Origin of the sequence: Roseomonas sp. FDAARGOS_362 (assembly GCF_002754815.1) — a bacterium.
GTDB classification, from domain to species: domain Bacteria; phylum Pseudomonadota; class Alphaproteobacteria; order Acetobacterales; family Acetobacteraceae; genus Roseomonas; species Roseomonas mucosa.
On sequence record NZ_CP024588.1, the window covers coordinates 3,800,137 to 3,817,067 of the forward strand.

Annotated in this window: 13 protein-coding genes; 5 read left to right on the forward strand and 8 right to left on the reverse strand. The window is 74.1% G+C overall.

Translation table 11 applies throughout. The features are described from left to right. Positions 1-86: 86 nt before the first annotated feature. From CTJ15_RS21790 to CTJ15_RS21815, 6 genes are all read right to left on the reverse strand, one after another. Complete coding sequence (locus CTJ15_RS21790) at positions 87-1,856, reverse strand: ABC transporter ATP-binding protein (RefSeq protein WP_099782002.1); 1,770 nt, start codon at positions 1,854-1,856, stop codon at positions 87-89. 113 nt (positions 1,857-1,969) lie between these two features. Beyond that, positions 1,970-2,368, reverse strand: coding sequence for a DoxX family protein (locus tag CTJ15_RS21795; protein WP_075823092.1), 399 nt, complete (start codon positions 2,366-2,368; stop codon positions 1,970-1,972). Between the two features lie 87 nt (positions 2,369-2,455). Further along, entirely contained in the window at positions 2,456-3,709 is a 1,254-nt protein-coding gene (locus CTJ15_RS21800; protein WP_226946022.1) for a CCA tRNA nucleotidyltransferase, read from the reverse strand. Between the two features lie 39 nt (positions 3,710-3,748). Next, positions 3,749-4,024, reverse strand: a complete 276-nt coding sequence (locus tag CTJ15_RS21805) for a hypothetical protein (RefSeq protein WP_075823093.1) — start codon at positions 4,022-4,024, stop codon at positions 3,749-3,751. Further along, on the reverse strand, positions 4,024-4,707 hold the full coding sequence (locus tag CTJ15_RS21810) for a CoA pyrophosphatase (protein WP_099782003.1): 684 nt from the start codon (positions 4,705-4,707) through the stop codon (positions 4,024-4,026). Before CTJ15_RS21810 ends, CTJ15_RS21805 begins: the two co-directional genes overlap by 1 nt. Beyond that, the gene (locus CTJ15_RS21815; protein WP_369923743.1) at positions 4,707-5,273 is read right to left on the reverse strand and encodes a DUF1285 domain-containing protein; all 567 of its coding nucleotides are present in this window, start codon (positions 5,271-5,273) and stop codon (positions 4,707-4,709) included. The genes CTJ15_RS21810 and CTJ15_RS21815 overlap by 1 nt, the downstream gene beginning before the upstream one ends. 138 nt (positions 5,274-5,411) lie before the next feature. Here CTJ15_RS21815 and CTJ15_RS21820 point away from each other — a divergent pair, with 138 nt between their 5' ends. The 5 genes from CTJ15_RS21820 to CTJ15_RS21840 all read left to right on the forward strand — a co-directional run bounded on the left by CTJ15_RS21820 (position 5,412) and on the right by CTJ15_RS21840 (position 14,464). After that, positions 5,412-6,446, forward strand: a complete 1,035-nt coding sequence (locus CTJ15_RS21820) for a MoxR family ATPase (protein ID WP_019459646.1) — start codon at positions 5,412-5,414, stop codon at positions 6,444-6,446. A 4-nt stretch (positions 6,447-6,450) separates the two neighbouring features. Then, positions 6,451-7,389, forward strand: a complete 939-nt coding sequence (locus CTJ15_RS21825; protein ID WP_019459647.1) for a DUF58 domain-containing protein — start codon at positions 6,451-6,453, stop codon at positions 7,387-7,389. Next, complete coding sequence (locus CTJ15_RS21830) at positions 7,386-10,181, forward strand: DUF4159 domain-containing protein (protein WP_099782005.1); 2,796 nt, start codon at positions 7,386-7,388, stop codon at positions 10,179-10,181. The genes CTJ15_RS21825 and CTJ15_RS21830 overlap by 4 nt, the downstream gene beginning before the upstream one ends. 3 nt (positions 10,182-10,184) lie before the next feature. Further along, positions 10,185-12,353, forward strand: a complete 2,169-nt coding sequence (locus CTJ15_RS21835) for a hypothetical protein (RefSeq protein WP_099782006.1) — start codon at positions 10,185-10,187, stop codon at positions 12,351-12,353. A gap of 266 nt (positions 12,354-12,619) precedes the next feature. Then, a complete protein-coding gene (locus CTJ15_RS21840) occupies positions 12,620-14,464 on the forward strand; it encodes a glycoside hydrolase family 15 protein (RefSeq protein ID WP_075823184.1) in 1,845 nt (614 codons plus the stop codon). Between the two features lie 19 nt (positions 14,465-14,483). Here CTJ15_RS21840 and CTJ15_RS21845 read toward each other — a convergent pair whose 3' ends face one another. Beyond that, positions 14,484-15,971 carry a phospholipase D family protein gene (locus CTJ15_RS21845; protein WP_019459651.1) on the reverse strand — a complete coding sequence of 496 codons (1,488 nt, stop codon included), beginning with the start codon at positions 15,969-15,971 and terminating at the stop codon, positions 14,484-14,486. A gap of 8 nt (positions 15,972-15,979) precedes the next feature. Further along, positions 15,980-16,843 (reverse strand): endonuclease/exonuclease/phosphatase family protein, encoded by an 864-nt coding sequence (locus tag CTJ15_RS21850; RefSeq protein WP_019459652.1) that lies wholly within the window; start codon positions 16,841-16,843, stop codon positions 15,980-15,982. Positions 16,844-16,931: the final 88 nt, after the last annotated feature.

Genomic DNA, 16,931 nt, shown 5'->3' on the forward strand with positions numbered 1-16,931 from the left:
ACGATCTCAAGATAGAGCGCGCCGGGACAAGGAAAAGAGGCTTCCACCCCGGGGCCCCCGCTCCCTGGCCCGGCGGCGCCGGAGGATCAGGCTGCCACGAAGCTCTGGGTCCGCACCAGCCGGGCATAGAGCCCGTCCCGCCGCATCAGCTCGGCATGCGTGCCCTGTTCCACGGCGCGGCCCCCCTCCATCGCCACGATCAGGTCGGCGTCCCGCACGGTGGAAAGGCGATGCGCCACCACCAGCGTGGTCCGCCCCGCCCGCAGCCGGGCGATGGCCTCCTGCACCGCCGCCTCGTTCTCCGCGTCCAGCGCGCTGGTCGCCTCGTCCAGCAGCAGCACGCGCGGGTTGCGCAGCAGGGCGCGGGCCAGGGAAACGCGCTGCTTCTGCCCGCCCGAAAGGCGCGAGCCGCCTGGGCCCAGCACCGTGTCGTAGCCCTGCGGCAGCGCCGACAGGAAGCCGTGCGCGGCGGCGGCGCGGGCGGCGTCCTCGACCTCCGCCCGCGTTGCGCCGGGGCGGCCGCTGGCGATGTTGCTGAAGGCGGTGTCGTCGAAGATCACCGCATCCTGCCCGACATAGGCGATGGCGTCGCGCAGGCTGGCGAGTGAAACCTCCCGCACATCCGCGCCATCCAGCGTGACCCGGCCGCCGGTCACGTCGTAGAGGCGCGGCAGCAGCGCCAGGGCGGTGGACTTGCCGGCGCCGGAGGGACCGACCAGCGCCAGGGTCCGCCCCGGTTCCGCAACGAAGCTCACCCCGCGCAGCGCCGTGTCGCCGCCGCCCTCGTAGGCGAAGGCAACATCGGCGAATTCCACGCGGCCATGGCCCGGCGGAAGACCGGGTGCCCCGGCGGGGGAGGCGATGCGCGGCTTGGTGTCCATCACGGCGAAGACCCGCGACAACCCGGCCAGCCCCTCCTGCAGCGCCGCGTTCAGCGAGCCCAGGGCCCGCACGGGGCGGGAGGCGATGAGCAGCGCCGCGACGAAGCCGGTGAACTGCCCGACCGTGCCGGCGCCCTGCGAGACGCGCCAGCCGACCACGGCCAGGATGGCGGCCACCGCCACGCCGCCGATGGCCTCCAGCATCGGGTCGAGGCTGGAGCGGATGCGGTTGATGCCCATCAGCGCGGCGCGGAGCTGCGCGAAGGCGCCGCGCGCCCGTGCCTCCTCGCTGTCCTCCAACCGGTAGGTGCGGACCACGCGGGCGGCGGAGAAGGATTCCGTCAGCGTCGCCGCCAGCTCCCCCACCCGGTCCTGCATGCCGCCCGATGCGCGGCGGATGCGCTTGCCCAGGCGCAGCACCGGCACCACCGCGACCGGATAGAGCAGCGCCGCCACCAGTGTCATCTGCCAGTCCAGCCAGACCATGGAGCCGACCAGCCCGACCACGGTCAGCAGGTCCGCCACGCCGTTGATCGCCTTGGTCAGCGCCTCCCGGATCGCCTGGGCATCGGCGGTGAAGCGGGCGGCGTGCCGGGCCGGGGCCTCCCGCGCCACGATGGCCAGGTCGGCGCGGGTCAGCGCGCGGAACAGATCGTTCTGCACCGACTCGATCACCCGCAGCACCACGGCCTGCACCGAGACCGCCTGCCCGTACTGCGCCAGAGCCTTGAGGCAGGTCAGCAGGATGATGGCCGGCGGCACCAGCCAGGTGATCCGCGGGTCGCCGCTGGTGAAGAGGTCGAAGGCCTGCTGGATCACCACCGGGTACAGTGCCGTCAGCCCGGCCACCGCCCCGGTGCAGAGGATCGCCACCAGGATGCCGCGCGGATGTTGCCGCACATAGTCGCGCCAGAGCCGCCCGGTCAGGGCGCGGGTGGTTTCGGCGGAAATCGGGGGATGCTTGGGACGGGCCATGTCGGCAGGGGGATTAGAGCGGATCGGCGCCGAACGGTATTGCCCTTCTGCGCGGAGACGCCTTGCCCCCGGGGGCAAGGCGCCGCGTGGGAACAGCCAGGACGGGCGGCCTGCTAGACCCGGTTGCGGGCGGCGTCCACCGACCAGGCGCCGCCGCCGGCCACGAAGAGGTAGAGGAAGATGAAGCAGAACAGCACGGCGGCATCGCCCCCGTTCACGGCGGGGAAAAAGCTCTTCGGAAAATGCGCGATGAAATAGGCGAAGGCCATCTGGCCGGCGCAGACGAAGGCCGCGGCGCGGGTGAAGAGGCCGAGCGTCAGCAGCACGCCGCCGACCAGCTCGATCACCGCCGCGAACCAGCTCAGGGTCAGGAAGTCCGGCTGGTACTGGGGCGTCGGGAAACCGAAGAGCTTCTGCGTGCCGTGCGCCAGGAAAAGCAGTGCGGTCATGATCCGCAGCACCGAAAGCATACGGGGGGCCCAGCTCGGGGCGAAGACGTCGTCCTGGGGCATGAGAGGCTCTCTGACGGTGGAGGGCCGCTTATGCGCGCCCCTGGCCGGTCGGCCAGTGGCCTTCCGTGATATCCTTCATCAGTTCCGTCAATCGGGCACGGCAGGCTCCGGCATCCGCCCGGCAGCCGTCCTCCCGCCACCAGGCCTCCACCGCCCGCAGCATTCGCCCCAGCTGTGGCCCGGGCGGCACACCCATGGCCAGGGCGTCGCGGCCCTGGAGCGGGAATCGCGGCACCGGCATCGACGCGATCCGTGCCCGCAGCGCCGAGCGGTCGCGCCCGTCGCGCAGCTCGGCCAGCCAGGCTTCGCGCGGCGGCGCTCCGGCATCGCCACGCAGGGACAGCCAGCGGCGCAGGGCATCGTCATCCGGCGCCGGGTCAGGCGGGATGTCCCGGTCCGTGAGCTCCTCCAGCACCTCCCGCTCCTCGTTGGAGAAGCGCAGGCGCCGCGCGATCCGTCCGCCGGCACCGCGCAAACCGGGGGGAGCAGCGCGGCGAGGCGCAGCACCGGGTCGGGGGGCAGGCCGGCGGCGATGCCGCGCCGCAGGGCGCCGATGCGCTCCGCCAGGGCCGCCGGTTCGGGGATGCCGGACAAAGCCTCGGGCAGGATCGCGGCCAGCACCCCGGTATCCAGCATCAGCCGCAGCGCGCCGGAGGGGTCGGGTGCGGCCAGGAGGCGCTTCGTCTCGCTCCAAACCCGCTCGGCGGACAGCCGGGCCAGCCCCGGCACCGCCTGCCGGATCGCGGCCAGGGCCGCCGCATCCGGCGCGCCGGTGCCGTAGCGGGCCTGGAAGCGGAAGAAGCGCAGGGCGCGCAGATAGTCCTCCCGCAGCCGCGTCGCCGGGTCGCCCACGAAGCGCACCACCCCGGCGGCCAGGTCCCCCCGTCCGCCGAACCAGTCCCAGAGATTGCCCTCCGCATCCATGGACATGGCGTTGATGGTGAAATCGCGCCGGGCCGCGTCCTCGCGCCAGTCGGCGGTCCATTCCACCTCGGCATGGCGGCCGTCGGTGGCGACATCGCGGCGCAGGCTGGTCACCTCCACCGGCTCGCCATCGCCGATCGCGGTGACGGTGCCATGGGCAAGGCCGGTCTCCACCACCTTCAGCCCGGCGGCGCGCAGCAGCGGCACGGCGGCCCCGGGCGGCAGCGGCACGCCGACATCCACATCGGCGATCGGCCGCCCCGCCAGCGCGTCGCGCACGCAGCCACCCACGGCGCGCGAGCCCGGCAGCGCCCGCAACACCGCCAGCGGGGCGCCACGAGTCAGCCGTTCCGGGGGAGCCAGCCGGGCGTGGGGGGCGCCGTCAGGGTGTTCGGGGATCACGTCGTGGGGGCGCATCGGGTCTCCGGTCTCTCCGGATGCTGTCATGGGGCGCCATCATGGCGGCCCGGCATGGCCGCGCTCGATCCGGCCATCCGGCTCCAGCCGGGCCGGCACATAGGTGCTGCCCTGTTCCATCCGGCGGGACAGGCCATAGGCCGCCAGGCCCGCCGCCGCCAGGGCCAGCCCGGCCCCCGCCAGGGCGAGGAAGGGCCAGGGCAGGTCCTCCTCGCCCGGCCGCCCCGGCGCGGGACGCGGCCGGAACCGGCGCCAGAGCAGGAAGCCGGCGAAGGGCGCCAGGAACAGCAGCACGGGAACGAGGCGGAGCAGCATCAGCCGCGCAGCAGCAGGGCGAGATTGCGCAGGATTGCCGCGGTGGCGCCCCAGACGAGATGCTGCTCGTGCGGCCAGACCCAGAAGGTACGCTCCCGCCCTTCGACAAGGCGGGTGAGCCGCTGCGGCTCTGCCGGGTCGAGCAGGCGGGCCAGCGGGTACTCGAAGATCTCCGCCACCTCGGCGGGGTCCGGCGTCACGGTGAAGGGCGGGCGCAGCAGGGCCACCACCGGCACGACATGGTAGCCGGTGCCGGTCACATGCGGCGGCAGGCGGCCCAGGACCTGCGGCAGGCGCGGGTCCAGCCCGACCTCCTCGGCGGCTTCGCGCAGGGCGGCCGCCTCGGGCGTCTCGCCCGCCTCGATCCGCCCGCCGGGCAGCGCCACCTGCCCGGCATGGGCGGACAGCGTGGCGGCACGCAGGGTCAGCATCACCGCGGGCGCCTCGCCCAGCACCACCGGCACCAGCACGGCGGCGCGGCGCAGGCCGGTCCCGGCCTCCGCCTCCCCGGGTGGGGGCGGCGCGTCCAGCTCCTCGGGCAGGCCGGTGCTGTCGGGCGTGGTGCTGGGATAGAGGGAGGGCGCGTGTCCCGGCGCCAGGGACGCCGTCAGGCGGTGGGCGATCTGCCGGGCGGAAAGGGAGGGCGGAAGCGGGGCCGGCAGGCCGGGCGGGCCGTCGCGCATCACCCGGCGGGGCTGTCCTCGTCCCAGACATCCTCCAGGTCGCCGGCTTCCTCCTCCGGATGGTCGCCCACCGGAAAGAACATGCCCTTGCTCCAGACGCCAAGCACGCGGCGGCCGTCGATCACCTCGGTCTCGGCCAGGGCGACCATCTCGTAGAAGACGGGGCGGCTGATCCGGGCCTCCAGCCCGGGGCGGATCAGCACATAGGGGCTGGGCTCGCCGGTTTCCGGGTCGGTCTCCACCCGGATCGGGTGCTCCGGCCCGGCGGTCACCACCTCGTCCAGGTTGGTGCGGAAGCTCACGCATTGCAGCTTCACGCCGTGGCCTTCGCAGTCACAGTCCCGCCAGCACATCTCGACCGCCACGAAAGGGGCGTCGTCCACCGCGATCCGCCCGCGCTCGGCGGGGGTCTCCAGGACATAGCCGCCATCGGGCAGGCGCTTGAGAACGCTGGCGAAAAGGCAGACCAGCTCCTTCCGCCCGATGGGCGATCCGCGATAATGCCAGGTGCCGTCGCGGGCGATCCTCATGTCGAAATCGCCGCAATCCCGCTTACGGAATGTCACCGGGGGTAGCGGTTTCGTTGTTTCCTCGCGCGCCGCTAGGGTCATAGGCTGATCCATGCCGTGACGACTGAACATCCACAGCCGGGAAGGTCCGTCCAACCTTGCCCGACGGGGATGCATATAGGGAGAGGGGAAGGCATGGTGGAAGTGGTGCTCGGCGATCCCCGCTCGCAAAATGGCGAGGACAGCGCCGCGCTGATGGCGCAGGCGGAAATGCTGGCCGACCGGCTGGGCCGGGCGCGCGACGCCGTGGGGCGCGTGATCCTGGGCCAGGAACAGGTGGTGGAGCAGGTGCTGACCAGCCTGGTCTCCGGCGGCCATGTGCTGCTGGTGGGCGTGCCGGGGCTCGGCAAGACCAGGCTGGTGGAAACCCTGGCCACCGTCCTGGGCATGGATGCCCGCCGGGTGCAGTTCACCCCGGACCTGATGCCGGCCGATATCCTGGGCTCCGAGGTGCTGGAGGAATCCCACGAGGGGGAGAGCCGCGGCCGCCGCGCCTTCCGCTTCATCCGGGGACCGGTCTTCTGCCAGCTTCTGATGGCCGACGAGATCAACCGCGCCTCGCCCCGCACGCAATCCGCCCTGCTCCAGGCGATGCAGGAGCGCAAGGTGGCCGTGGCCGGGGAGGTGATGGACCTGCCATCGCCCTTCCACGTCCTGGCCACGCAGAACCCGATCGAGCAGGAGGGCACCTATCCCCTGCCGGAAGCGCAACTCGACCGCTTCCTGATGGAGGTCGAGGTCGGCTACCCCGACGCCGCCGCCGAGCGCGCCATGCTGCTCGCCACCACCGGTGCGGCGGAGGAGAAGGCGGTGGCCGTTCTCTCGCCCGGCGAGCTGCTGGCCGCCCAGGCGCTGGTGCGGCGCATCCCCGTGGGCGAGAAGGTGCTGGACGCCATCCTGGCGCTGGTGCGCGGCGCCCGCCCCGGCCCCGAGGGCGGCGAGGCCAGCCGCCATCTCGCCTATGGCCCCGGCCCGCGCGCTGCCCAGGCGCTGATGCTGGCCACCCGCGCCCGGGCGCTGCTGGACGGGCGGCTTTCCCCCTCGCTGGACGACGTGGCGGCGCTCTGCGAGCCGGTGCTGCGGCACCGCCTCGCGCTGAGCTTCGCCGCGCGGGCGGACGGGGTGCGGCTGCCGGAGGTGATCGCCGCCCTGCGCGGCGGGATCGGCTGACCGGGTGGCGCTCGGCCTGTTCCGCGCCGGAAGCACCGTTGCAGGAGGCAGGAACCCCGGCCAGGGCAGCGGCACCGCCATCGACCGTGCCGCCCGTGCCGAGGCTGCCGCCGGGGCGCTGCCGCCGCTGCTGGTGGCCGCCGAACGCGTGGCCGCCACGGTGATGCAGGGCGTGCACGGCCGCCGCCGGCCAGGGCAGGGGGATGCCTTCTGGCAGTTCCGCCCCTTTGTCGCCGGCGACAGCCTGGCGCGCATGGACTGGCGGCAGAGCGCCAAGACCGACCGGCTCTTCGTGCGCGAGACGGAGTGGGAGGCGGCGCAGACCGTGGGCCTCTGGCGCGATGCCGGGCCGGGCATGGACTGGTCCGGCAGCCCTGGCCGCGCCACCAAGCGGGAGCGGGCGGAGCTCCTGCTCCTGGCCCTGGGGGCGCTGCTGCTGCGGGGCGGCGAGCGGCTGCGCCTTTTCGGCGACGGGCGGGCCCTGGCCGGGCGCGGCGCGCTGCCGGCCCTGGCCGAGGCGCTGGGGCGCCACACCGATCCCCCGCGCGACCAGCGCCTGCCGCGCCATGCCCGCGCCGTGCTGCTGGGCGATTTCCTGGCGCCGCTGGAGGACACGCGAAGCGCCGTCTCGGCCCTGGCGGCACAGGGTGTGCAGGGCCATCTGGTACAGGTGCTCGATCCGGCGGAGGAAAGCCTGCCCTTCGCCGGACGGGTGCGGTTCGAGGCCCTGTCCGGAGGTGACGCCACGCTGGTCCCGCGCGTCGAAGGCATCCGCGAGCTCTATGCCGAGCGTCTGGCGGCGCATCGCGACGGCCTGGGCGCCATTGCCCGTGCCGCCGGCTGGAACCTGCTCGTCCATCGTACGGACCAGCCGCCGGAGGCCGCGCTGCTCGCGCTCTGGCAGGCCCTGGCCCCGGCCCGTGGGGGGCGGGGCGGCGCATGAATCTCGGTCCCCTGCTCTTCGCCGCGCCCTGGCTGCTGCTCGCCCTGCCGGCCCTGCCGCTGCTCTGGTGGCTGCTGCGGGTCACGCCGCCTTCCCCGAAGCGGCAGTCCTTTCCGCCCACCCGGCTGCTACGCGACCTGCCCGTGGCGGAGGAGACACCGGCCCGCACTCCCTGGTGGCTGCTGCTGCTGCGCCTCGCCGCGGCGGCGCTGATCGTGCTGGGGCTGGCGCGGCCGGTCTGGGACGCGACGGCGGGGGCGGGCGGGCAGGGGCCGCTGCTGCTCGCCATCGACAATGGCTGGGCCTCGGCCGCCGACTGGCCGCAGCGCATGGCCACCGCCCGCGCCGCGGTGGAGGCGGCGGGACGCGACGGCCGGCCGGTCTCCCTGCTGGCCACGGCGCCCGCGCCGGATGGGCAGATGCCCGCGCCCACGCCGCCCCTGCCGGCGCCGGAGGCCGCGACCCGCCTCGCCGCGCTGCGGCCGCTGCCCTGGGCGCCGGACCGCGCCGCCGCCGCCACGGCCCTGGCCTCCTGGCGGCAGGCGAATGGCGGGCAGGCCGCCTCGCTCTTCATCACCGACGGGCTGACCCATGCCAGCGGGGATTCGGTGCTGGCCACCACGCTGGCGGAGATGGGGCCGCTGACCGTGGCGGGGCGCGACCCGGCCCTGCCCCTCCGCATCCTGCCGCCGCCGGTGGCGGAGGCCGACCGGCTGCGCCTGACCGTCCGCCAGACCCCCTCGGCCACGCCGGGCGAGGCGGCGGTGCTGGCGCGCACCGCCGATGGCCGCACCCTGGCCCGTGCCACCATCGCCATCCCGGCGGGTGCCGGCAGCGCCGAGGGCGCGCTGGAACTGCCGCTGGAGATCCGCGAGCAGGTGGTGCGACTGGAACTGGAGGGCGAGACCGGGGCCGCCGGCTCCGTGCTGCTGGACGAGCGCTTCCGCCGCCGCCCCGTCGGCCTGCTGGCCGGGGACGGCGCCGCCGACACGCCGCTGACCGGCTCGCTCTTCTACCTGGAACGCGCCCTGCAGCCCTTCGTGGAGGTGCGGCGCGGCTCGCTGGAAACGCTGCTGTCCCGCAAGCTGGCGGTGCTGGTCCTGGCCGACTATCCGCTGACCGAGGCGCGGGAGATCCAGGCCGTCACCCGCTTCGTGGAGGAGGGCGGACTGCTGCTGCGCTTCGCCGGGCCGCGCATGGCGGAGCATCCGGACCCGCTGCTGCCGGTCACGCTGCGGGCCGGGGAGCGGCAGCTCGGCGGCTCGCTGTCCTGGGAGAAGCCGCAGCCCCTGGCCACCTTCCCCGACACGTCCCCCTTCGCCGGCCTCGCCGTGCCGCCCGAGGTCGCCATCCGCACCCAGGTCCTGGCCGAGCCTGCCCCGCGGCTGAGCGAGCGGACCTGGGCGACCCTGGCCGACGGCACGCCGCTGGTCACGGGCCTGGGACGCGGCGCGGGGCGGATCGTGCTGGTGCATGTGACCGCCAATGCCGACTGGTCCGACCTGCCGCTCTCGGGCCTCTTCGTGGACATGCTGCGGCGGCTGGTGGCGCTGTCCTCCGGCGTGGCGGAGGCCGCGGGCGCGGCGCGCCTCGCCCCGATCGAGAGCATGGACGGCTTCGGCCATCTCGGCCCCGCCCCGGCCACCGCCACCGCCATCGTGGCGCGGGACCTCGCGGCCACGGTGCCCGGCCCCGCCCATCCGCCGGGCTGGTACGGCACCCCGGGCGAGAGCGGCGAGCGCCGGGCGCTGAACCTGTCCGCGCATGTCCCGGCCCCCGTGCTGGCGCCGCCGCCGCCCGCCGGGGCGCGCGCCGTGGTGCTGGGCGGCGTGCCGGTGGAACGCGACCTCGGCCCCTGGCTGCTGGCAGCGGCGATGCTGCTGCTGCTGGCGGATCTGGTGCTGTCGCTGGTGCAGCGCGGGCTGCTCGGGCGCGGTGGCGGGGCAGGGGCCGCCGGGCTGTCCCGCCGGGTTGCCCCCCGCCGGGTGGCCATGCTGGCCCTGCTCCTGCCGCTGGGCTTCGCCGGCGCCGCCCAGGCCCAAGGGCAGGCCCAGGCCCCATCGCGGAACAGCGGGGCCGTGCCCGCCGAGGATGCCCCGGCCCTTGCCACACGCCTCGCCTATGTGGTCACCGGCGATGCGGCGCTGGACGAGGTCTCGCGCGCCGGGCTGGCGGGGCTGTCGGACTATGTGAACCGCCGCACCGCCGCCACCCTGGCCGAGCCCGCCGCGGTGCGCCCGGGGGTGGACGACCTTTCCTTCTATCCGCTGCTCTACTGGCCGGTCTCGCCCGATGCGGGCGACCTCGACGACCGGGCAGCGGAAGCGGTGAACGGCTTCATGCGCAACGGCGGCATCGTGCTCTTCGACACGCGCGATGAAGGCTCCGGCGAGGGCATGGCGCCCGGCGCCAAGGAGGCGCTGCGCCGGGTGACCCGGAACCTGGACATCCCGCCGCTCGCGCCGCTGCCGGAGGACCATGTGCTGCGCCGCGCCTTCTACCTGCTGGCCGAGGTTCCGGGGCGCTGGGCCGGCGGCACGGTCTGGGTGGCGCGCGACGTGGACCGCGCCAATGACAGCGTCAGCCCGGCCATCATCGGCGGCGCCGACTGGGCCTCGGCCTGGGCGGTCGATGCGCGCGGCAACAACCCCTATGCCGTGGTGCCCGGCGGGGCGCGGCAGCGCACGCTCGCCTACCGCTTCGGGGTGAACCTCGTGATCTATGCCCTGACCGGCAACTACAAGGGCGACCAGGTGCATGTCCCGGCCATCCTCGAACGGCTGGGGCAGTAGCGCATGCAGCAGACCCTTTCCGGTATCGACCTCGCCCCGATCCTGCCGCCCTGGCTGCTGGCCGCGCTGGCGGTGCTGGCCGTCCTCGCCACGGCGCTGGCCGTCTGGCGGCGGGCGCGCGGCGCCTGGTGGCGCGCCGCCGCCTTCGCCCTGATCCTGGGCGCGCTGGCCAATCCCCGCCTCGTGACCGAGACGCGCGAGACCCGGCCCGACATCGCCCTGGTGGTGCTGGACCACAGCGCCAGCACGCGGATCGGCGGGCGCGAGGCGCAGCTCGCCCGGGCGCGGGACGTGCTGGAGCAGCGCCTCGGCCGCATCCCGGATCTGGAGTTCCGCAGCATCACCGTGGAAGAAGGCGGCAACCGGGGCACGCGGCTCTACGGCGCCATCGAGACCGCCCTGGCCGAGATCCCGCGCGCGCGCCTTGCCGGCATCGTCGCCCTGACCGATGGGCAGGTCCATGACATCCCCCCGCCCGGCGCCGCCGGCGGCCCCGCCCTGGACGCGCCCTTCCACGCCCTGCTGGCCGGGCGGCCCGGCGAGGTGGACCGGCGGCTGCGGGTGATCGAGGCGCCGGGCTTCGGCATCGTCGGCCGCTCGGTGGAGCTGCGCGTGGTCGCGGAGGATCTGGGCGTGCCCGCGGGGGCGGCCGACGGCGGCGCCGTGCGCCTGACCATCCGCCGCGACGGCGCCGCGCCGCGCGTGGAAAGCGTGCCGCTGGGCCGCGAGCACCGCATCGCCGTGCCGATCGAGCGCGGCGGCCCCACGGTGGTCGAGGTCGCGGCCGAGGAACGGCCGGGCGAGGTCTCCACCCTGAACAACCGTGCCGTGGTGACGATCAACGGCGTGCGGGAGCGGCTGCGCGTGCTTCTCGTCTCCGGCGAGCCGCATGCCGGGGAGCGTACCTGGCGCCGGCTGCTGAAGGCCGATCCGAACGTGGACCTCGTCCACTTCACCATCCTCCGCCCGCCGGAGAAGGACGACAACACGCCGCTGAACGAGCTGGCGCTGATCGCCTTCCCGGTGCGGGAGCTGTTCCAGCAGCGGTTGCGCGACTTCGACCTGATCGTCTTCGACCGTTTCAGCAACCGCGGCTTCCTGCCGCCACAATACCTGCGGAACATCGCCGACTATGTGCGCGGCGGCGGCGCGCTGCTGCTGTCCGTGGGGCCGGAATTCAGCGGCCCGACCAGCCTCGCCCTGACGCCGCTGGGGCAGGTCCTGCCGGTGCGGCCGCCCCTGGGCAGCGGGGCGGGCTTCGGCAACGGGCTGAACTTCGGCTTCGCCCCGCCACCGCGCGGCGGCAACGATGCCGAGGTGGACGGCCCCTTCCGCGCCCATGTCACCGATGCCGGCCAGCGCCATCCGGTGACCGAGGGCCTGCCCGGTGCCAATGCCGGCGACCGGCCGCAGAGTTGGGGCCGCTGGTACCGCTACATGCGGGCGGAGCCGCGTTCCGGCACCATGGTGATGGACGCGCCGGGCGGCAGCCCGCTGATGATCCTGGACCGGGTGGGCGAGGGCCGGGTGGCGCTGCTGCTCTCCGACCATATCTGGCTCTGGGCGCGTGGCCATGACGGCGGCGGGCCGCAGGCGGAGCTGCTGCGCCGTGTCGCCCACTGGTCGATGCGCGAGCCGGAGCTGGAGGAGGAGGACCTCACCGCCAGCGTGTCCGAGGGGCGGCTGACCGTGACCCGCCGCAGCGTGGCCGATGCGCCACCGCCCGAGATCGCCGTCACCGCGCCGGACGGCACGGTGACGCGCCATCCGGCCCGCGCGGCGGGCGGCGGCCGTTCCACGGTGGAGATGCCGGCGGAGCAGCCGGGCGTCTGGCAGGCCAGCGACGGGCAGCGCACCGCCTATGCCGCCGCCGCCGCGCCCAATCCCATGGAGATCGCCGACCTGCGCGCCGATCCCGGACCGGTGGAGCCGCTGGCCCGCGCCACGGGTGGGGCGGCGCGCTGGCTGGGCACGGGGGCGGAGCCGCAACTGCCGGATATCCGCCGCGTCGCCGCCGGGCGCGACACCGCCGGGCCGGGCTGGATCGGCCTGCGCCGCAACGAGGACCATACGGTGACGGGCCTCTCCGCGACGGCCCTGCTGCCGCCCTGGCTGGCCCTGGCCATGGTGCTCGGCGTGGCCGTCCTGGCTTGGCGGCGCGAAGGGGCCTGAGGCGCGCCTTCCAGCCCGGAGCAGGTTCTTTCGGGTGTGGCGTCGCGTTTGTGTCCGGCCCCGGGGGATGGCGGCCATCGTGACGGGCATGGAAGCTGCCATCCAGAGCGTGGGATCGACATCAACTACCCGCGAGAATGGGCAGCGGCGCGAGCATGGTCCCGTTGACCTGGAGCGATCCGGCCCCTCCGGCTGGGTATGCCCGCCGGGCCGGGGTGGTCCGGGCCAACCCCGTGCCGCGAGGACCGATCCGCCCCTTGAGCCCCATGCTTCCGCTCCAGAGCCCCGAAGGGACCCGCCCCTACCAGCCGATCGAGCACTATGCGCTGATCGGCAACTGCCACGGCGCGGCGCTGGTGGCGCGGGACGGCGCGATCGACTGGTGCTGCCTGGAACGCTTCGACGCGCCGCCGGTCTTCTCGCGGCTGCTGGACCGGCGGCGGGGCGGCTTCTTCGAACTGCGCCCCGAGGAGGATTTCGAGGTCAGCCGCTCCTACCTGCCGCAGACCAATATCCTGGAGACCACCTTCGCCACCGCCTCCGGCATGGCGCGACTGATCGACCTGATGCTGCCGCCGCCGGAAGGGCCGCCGGGGCCGGAGCTGGTGCGGATCCTGAGCGGCGTGTCCGGCCGGCTGCGCTTCCGCCTCCGCTTCCGGCCGCTGCCGGGCTTTGCCACCGCCTTCCCGCCCCTGCGGGTGGAAAGGCACCTTGCCGCGGCGGAGGGCTGCCCCAGCCTGCTGTCCGACGAGCCGCTCGGCCTGGAGGAAGGGTGCGCGACGGCCCGCTTCACGCTCTCGGGGGGCGCCCATGCCGCCTTCCGCCTGTTCCGCGCCGGCGCCGCGACGGAGGAGGACCGGGAGGATGTCTATGACCGGCTGGAACGGGCGCGGCAGGGCTGGGTCTCCTGGTCCGGCATCCGCAGCTATGACGGCCCGTTGCAGGACGATCTCGTGCGCAGCGCGCTGGTGCTGAAGGCGCTGACCTACGAGCCCAGCGGTGCCCTGGTGGCCGCGCCCACCACCTCCCTGCCGGAGGAGATCGGCGGCATCCGGAACTGGGACTACCGCTTCTGCTGGCTGCGGGATTCCTGCCTTGCCTTCTACGCCCTGAAGAAGTTCGGGCATGTGCGCGAGTCCGAGCGCTTCTTCGACTTCGTCCGGCACCTTTCCCTGCGCGACGATGGCGGGCTGCGGCCGCTCTATGCCATCGATGGCCGCGGCGAGGGGCTGGAGGAACGCGGGATCGCGCATTTCGAGGGCTGGTGCGGCAGTGCGCCGGTGCGCGAGGGCAACGGCGCCGCGGACCAGCACCAGGCCGATGTCTATGGCCAACTCCTGGACCTCGTCCATCTGCGGCACCGGCTCGGCGGCGAGATCGATGGCGAGGCCCGCGCGCAGATCGCCCGCATGGCCGACTATGTGACCAAGGTCTGGCGCGAGCCCGACAACGGCCTCTGGGAACCGCGCCTGCCGCCGACGCGCTACCTGCACGCGGTGCTGATGAACTGGGTGGCGCTGGACCGCGCCATCCACCTGCTCGGCGAGAGAGAGGAATGGCGCGCGGCGCGGGACGCCATCGTGGCGGAGGTGAACGGGCCCGGCGTGCATCCGCATGGCGGCTACCTGACCCAGAGCTTCGGCAGCGATGCCGTGGACGCGTCGGTGCTGCTGGCGCCGATGCTGGGCTTTCCCGTGGACGAGGCGGTGTTCAACCGCACCGTGGACGAGATCATCCGGCAGCTCGGCCATGGCGCCCTGGTCTACCGCTACAAGACGGAGGACGGGCTGCCCGGGCATGAGGGCACCTTCCTGCTCTGCGCCTTCTGGCTGGTCGATGCCCTGGCCTGGCTGGGGCGGGAGGAGGAGGCGCGGCAGCGCTTCGACGCGCTGCGCGCCCTGGCCAACGATGTCGGCCTGTTTCCCGAGGAGATCGCCGAGGACGGCACCTTCCTCGGCAGTTTCCCGCAGGCCTTCAGCCATCTCGGCTTCCTGCACAGCGCCATGGTGCTGGACCTGCTGCGCCATGGCGGGCGCGAGGCCGTGCGCGGCACCTATGCCGACCGGACCCTGCGGGAAACGCCCAGCCGCCGGGTGGTCCGGCTGCGTTAGCCCAGGGGGCAGGGCCGGTTCAGAGCTGGCTTTCCACCGGCAGCCAGCGCACGAGCTGGGCCAGGAGGCGGCGTTGCCAGCTCGCATCGGGCTCCTTGTGCTGGACGCGGCGTCGGCCGTCCGGCCTCTCGTCGGTCCAGACCATCAGGCCGCGCCGGAGGCTGAGGTGGTAGCTGCGCTGGGGCGAGGACAGGCGGCGGAATTCCCGCCGCAGCCTTTCCGCCAGTTCGGGGTGGCGGATGAAGGCGCCCATCTCGGTGTTCAGGTTGGCGGAGCGCGGATCGAGGTTGAAGGAGCCGACGAAGAGCTGCTCGCGATCCAGTACGAAGGCCTTGGTGTGCAGGCTGGCGCCCTTGGAGCCCAGCACGCCGGCGTCCTCCCGCCCGCTGCGCTTCAGCTCATAGAGCTCCAGCCCCGCCTTGAGCAGCCGTCGGCGATAGCGGGAATAGCCGCCATGCACCGCCACGACATCGGTGGCGGCCAGGGAGTTGGTGATCACCCGGACGCGGACGCCCCGCCGCAGCAGGCCGATCAGCGCCGCGGCGCCGGCCTCGCCCGGCACGAAATAGGGGGAGATCAACATCGCCTCGCGCTCCGTCCCCTGGAGCGCCGCGTCGATGGCGGTGACCAGCCGGCCCGGCACCTCCTCGCCGGTCGCCTTGTCGGGCGGGTCGGCGGCGACCTCGACATCCTGGGTGGGCAGCAGGGCTGCATAGCCGTGCAGGATGTCACGCTCCAGCGAGGCGCGGACGCGTTCGAGATAGGGCTGGGCCTCGCCGGATCGCGCATCCGCGTCGAGGCGGCGACGCAGCGCGTCCAGGCTTTCCGGCGTGTCGCAGCACTGGCCGCGCCGGGCCAACCGGTGGTTCCAGTAGCGTTCGAACTGCGTCAGCGCCTGCTGCGAGGCCCCGCCGGCCACGGCGATGTCCAGGTCGCGGAAGTTGAAGCTGCCCGAGGCGTCGAAATACTCGTCGCCGATGTTGCGCCCGCCCAGGATCGCCAGGCGCCCGTCGGCGATCCAGGACTTGTTGTGCATGCGGTGGTTGAGCTGCCCGCGGCTGAGCAGCAGCTCCAGCCCGAAGCCGAGCCTGCCCAGGAAGCGCCAGCGATGCGCGTTGAAGACCCGCACCTCGATGCCCGGATGCTCCGCCCCCAGCCGGCAGAGCAGCGGGGCCGCGGATTGGTCGTCCAGCACGCAACTGTCGTCCAGCAGCAGGCGCACGCGCACGCCCCGGTCGGCGGCGTTCAGGATCTCCCGCGCCAGGAGGCGGCCGGTGATGCCGTCGTGCCAGGCATAGTATTGCAGGTCCAGGCTGCGCGTGGCGGCACGGGCGCTGGCGGCGCGCAGGCCGAAGGCCTCCAGCCCGTTGGCCACCAGCGTCGTGCCGGTGTCGGCGCCGATCCGCCGCAGCGCCTCGTCCACCGCCTGGTCCAGCGTCGGCTGCGCCGCGCGCCAGCGCGGCAGGAGGCGCCTGTGCGGCCGCCGGAGGGTCTTGGCGGTTTCCATGGCCAGGGTCAGCCCACGCTGGCGAGCCGGGGCGTGGCGTCCTCGGCGGCACCATCCAGCAGGTCGAGTCGCAGCAGGGCCTTCAGCGGCAGGTGGTCGGAGGCGACGCGGGAGAGGGCGGTGTCATGCGCCTCCACCGAATGCACCAGCCCGTTCGGCCAGCCCAGGATGCGGTCCAGCGAGAGCACCGGCATCCGGGTCGGGAAACTGGCCGGTCCCTCGTTCATGGGGCCGAAGAAGGGCTCCAGCGACCGCAGCGCCGAACGCCGTCCGGGCCGCCATTCGTTCAGGTCCCCCATCATGAGGGTGGGCATGGAGGCACCCTCCGCGATGCTGCGCAGGATGGCAGCGCCCTGGCGCATGCGGCAGTTGCGGAGAAGGCCGAAATGAGCGGCCACCACCCGCAGCCGGCCCCCCGGCAGGTCCAGCTCCGCGATCACCGCGCCGCGCGGCTCCGCCCCGGGCAGGGCGAGCCGGTGCAGGCGAAGCGGCGTGCCCTCCCGCAGCAGGATGGCGTTGCCGTGCCAGCCATGCCCGTCCGGCAGGTCGGAGACCTGCAGCAGGTGCAGCCCGCTTTCCCGCCGCAGCGTGGCGGCATCGAGCAGGCCATAGCGGCGGCCGAAGCGGCGGTCGGCTTCCTGGATCGCCACCAGGTCGGCATCCATCTCCCCGATCACCGCCGCGATGCGCTGCGGGTCGAAGCGCCCGTCCCGGCCCACGCATTTGTGCACGTTGTAGGAGGCGACCCGCAGGGTTACGCCGCCCGGCGCCTCCCCCGGATGGGGATGGTGCACAGCCCGGGGCCCACGCCGGGCATCGCGGATGCGGCGCAGGAGCTGGCGGGCCGAGCGGCTGTCCGAAGGGAGCTTCATGGCCGTGGGGACAGGGAGGGCGCGGGGCCCGGGGACGGGGGGAGGCGCGGTCCTGCGGACGCAGGGCGGGGGGCCAGAGCCGGCCGGT

Coding starts and splice junctions, on each gene's coding strand:
- CTJ15_RS21845 (WP_019459651.1), bottom strand. CDS start 15,971: ATGGAAACCGCCAAGACCCTCCGGCGGCCGCACAGGCGCCTCCTGCCG.
- CTJ15_RS21830 (WP_099782005.1), top strand. CDS start 7,386: ATGAATCTCGGTCCCCTGCTCTTCGCCGCGCCCTGGCTGCTGCTCGCC.
- CTJ15_RS21850 (WP_019459652.1), bottom strand. CDS start 16,843: ATGAAGCTCCCTTCGGACAGCCGCTCGGCCCGCCAGCTCCTGCGCCGC.
- CTJ15_RS21800 (WP_226946022.1), bottom strand. CDS start 3,709: ATGCGCCCCCACGACGTGATCCCCGAACACCCTGACGGCGCCCCCCAC.
- CTJ15_RS21835 (WP_099782006.1), top strand. CDS start 10,185: ATGCAGCAGACCCTTTCCGGTATCGACCTCGCCCCGATCCTGCCGCCC.
- CTJ15_RS21820 (WP_019459646.1), top strand. CDS start 5,412: ATGGTGGAAGTGGTGCTCGGCGATCCCCGCTCGCAAAATGGCGAGGAC.
- CTJ15_RS21790 (WP_099782002.1), bottom strand. CDS start 1,856: ATGGCCCGTCCCAAGCATCCCCCGATTTCCGCCGAAACCACCCGCGCC.
- CTJ15_RS21810 (WP_099782003.1), bottom strand. CDS start 4,707: ATGCGCGACGGCCCGCCCGGCCTGCCGGCCCCGCTTCCGCCCTCCCTT.
- CTJ15_RS21805 (WP_075823093.1), bottom strand. CDS start 4,024: ATGCTGCTCCGCCTCGTTCCCGTGCTGCTGTTCCTGGCGCCCTTCGCC.
- CTJ15_RS21840 (WP_075823184.1), top strand. CDS start 12,620: ATGCTTCCGCTCCAGAGCCCCGAAGGGACCCGCCCCTACCAGCCGATC.
- CTJ15_RS21795 (WP_075823092.1), bottom strand. CDS start 2,368: ATGCCCCAGGACGACGTCTTCGCCCCGAGCTGGGCCCCCCGTATGCTT.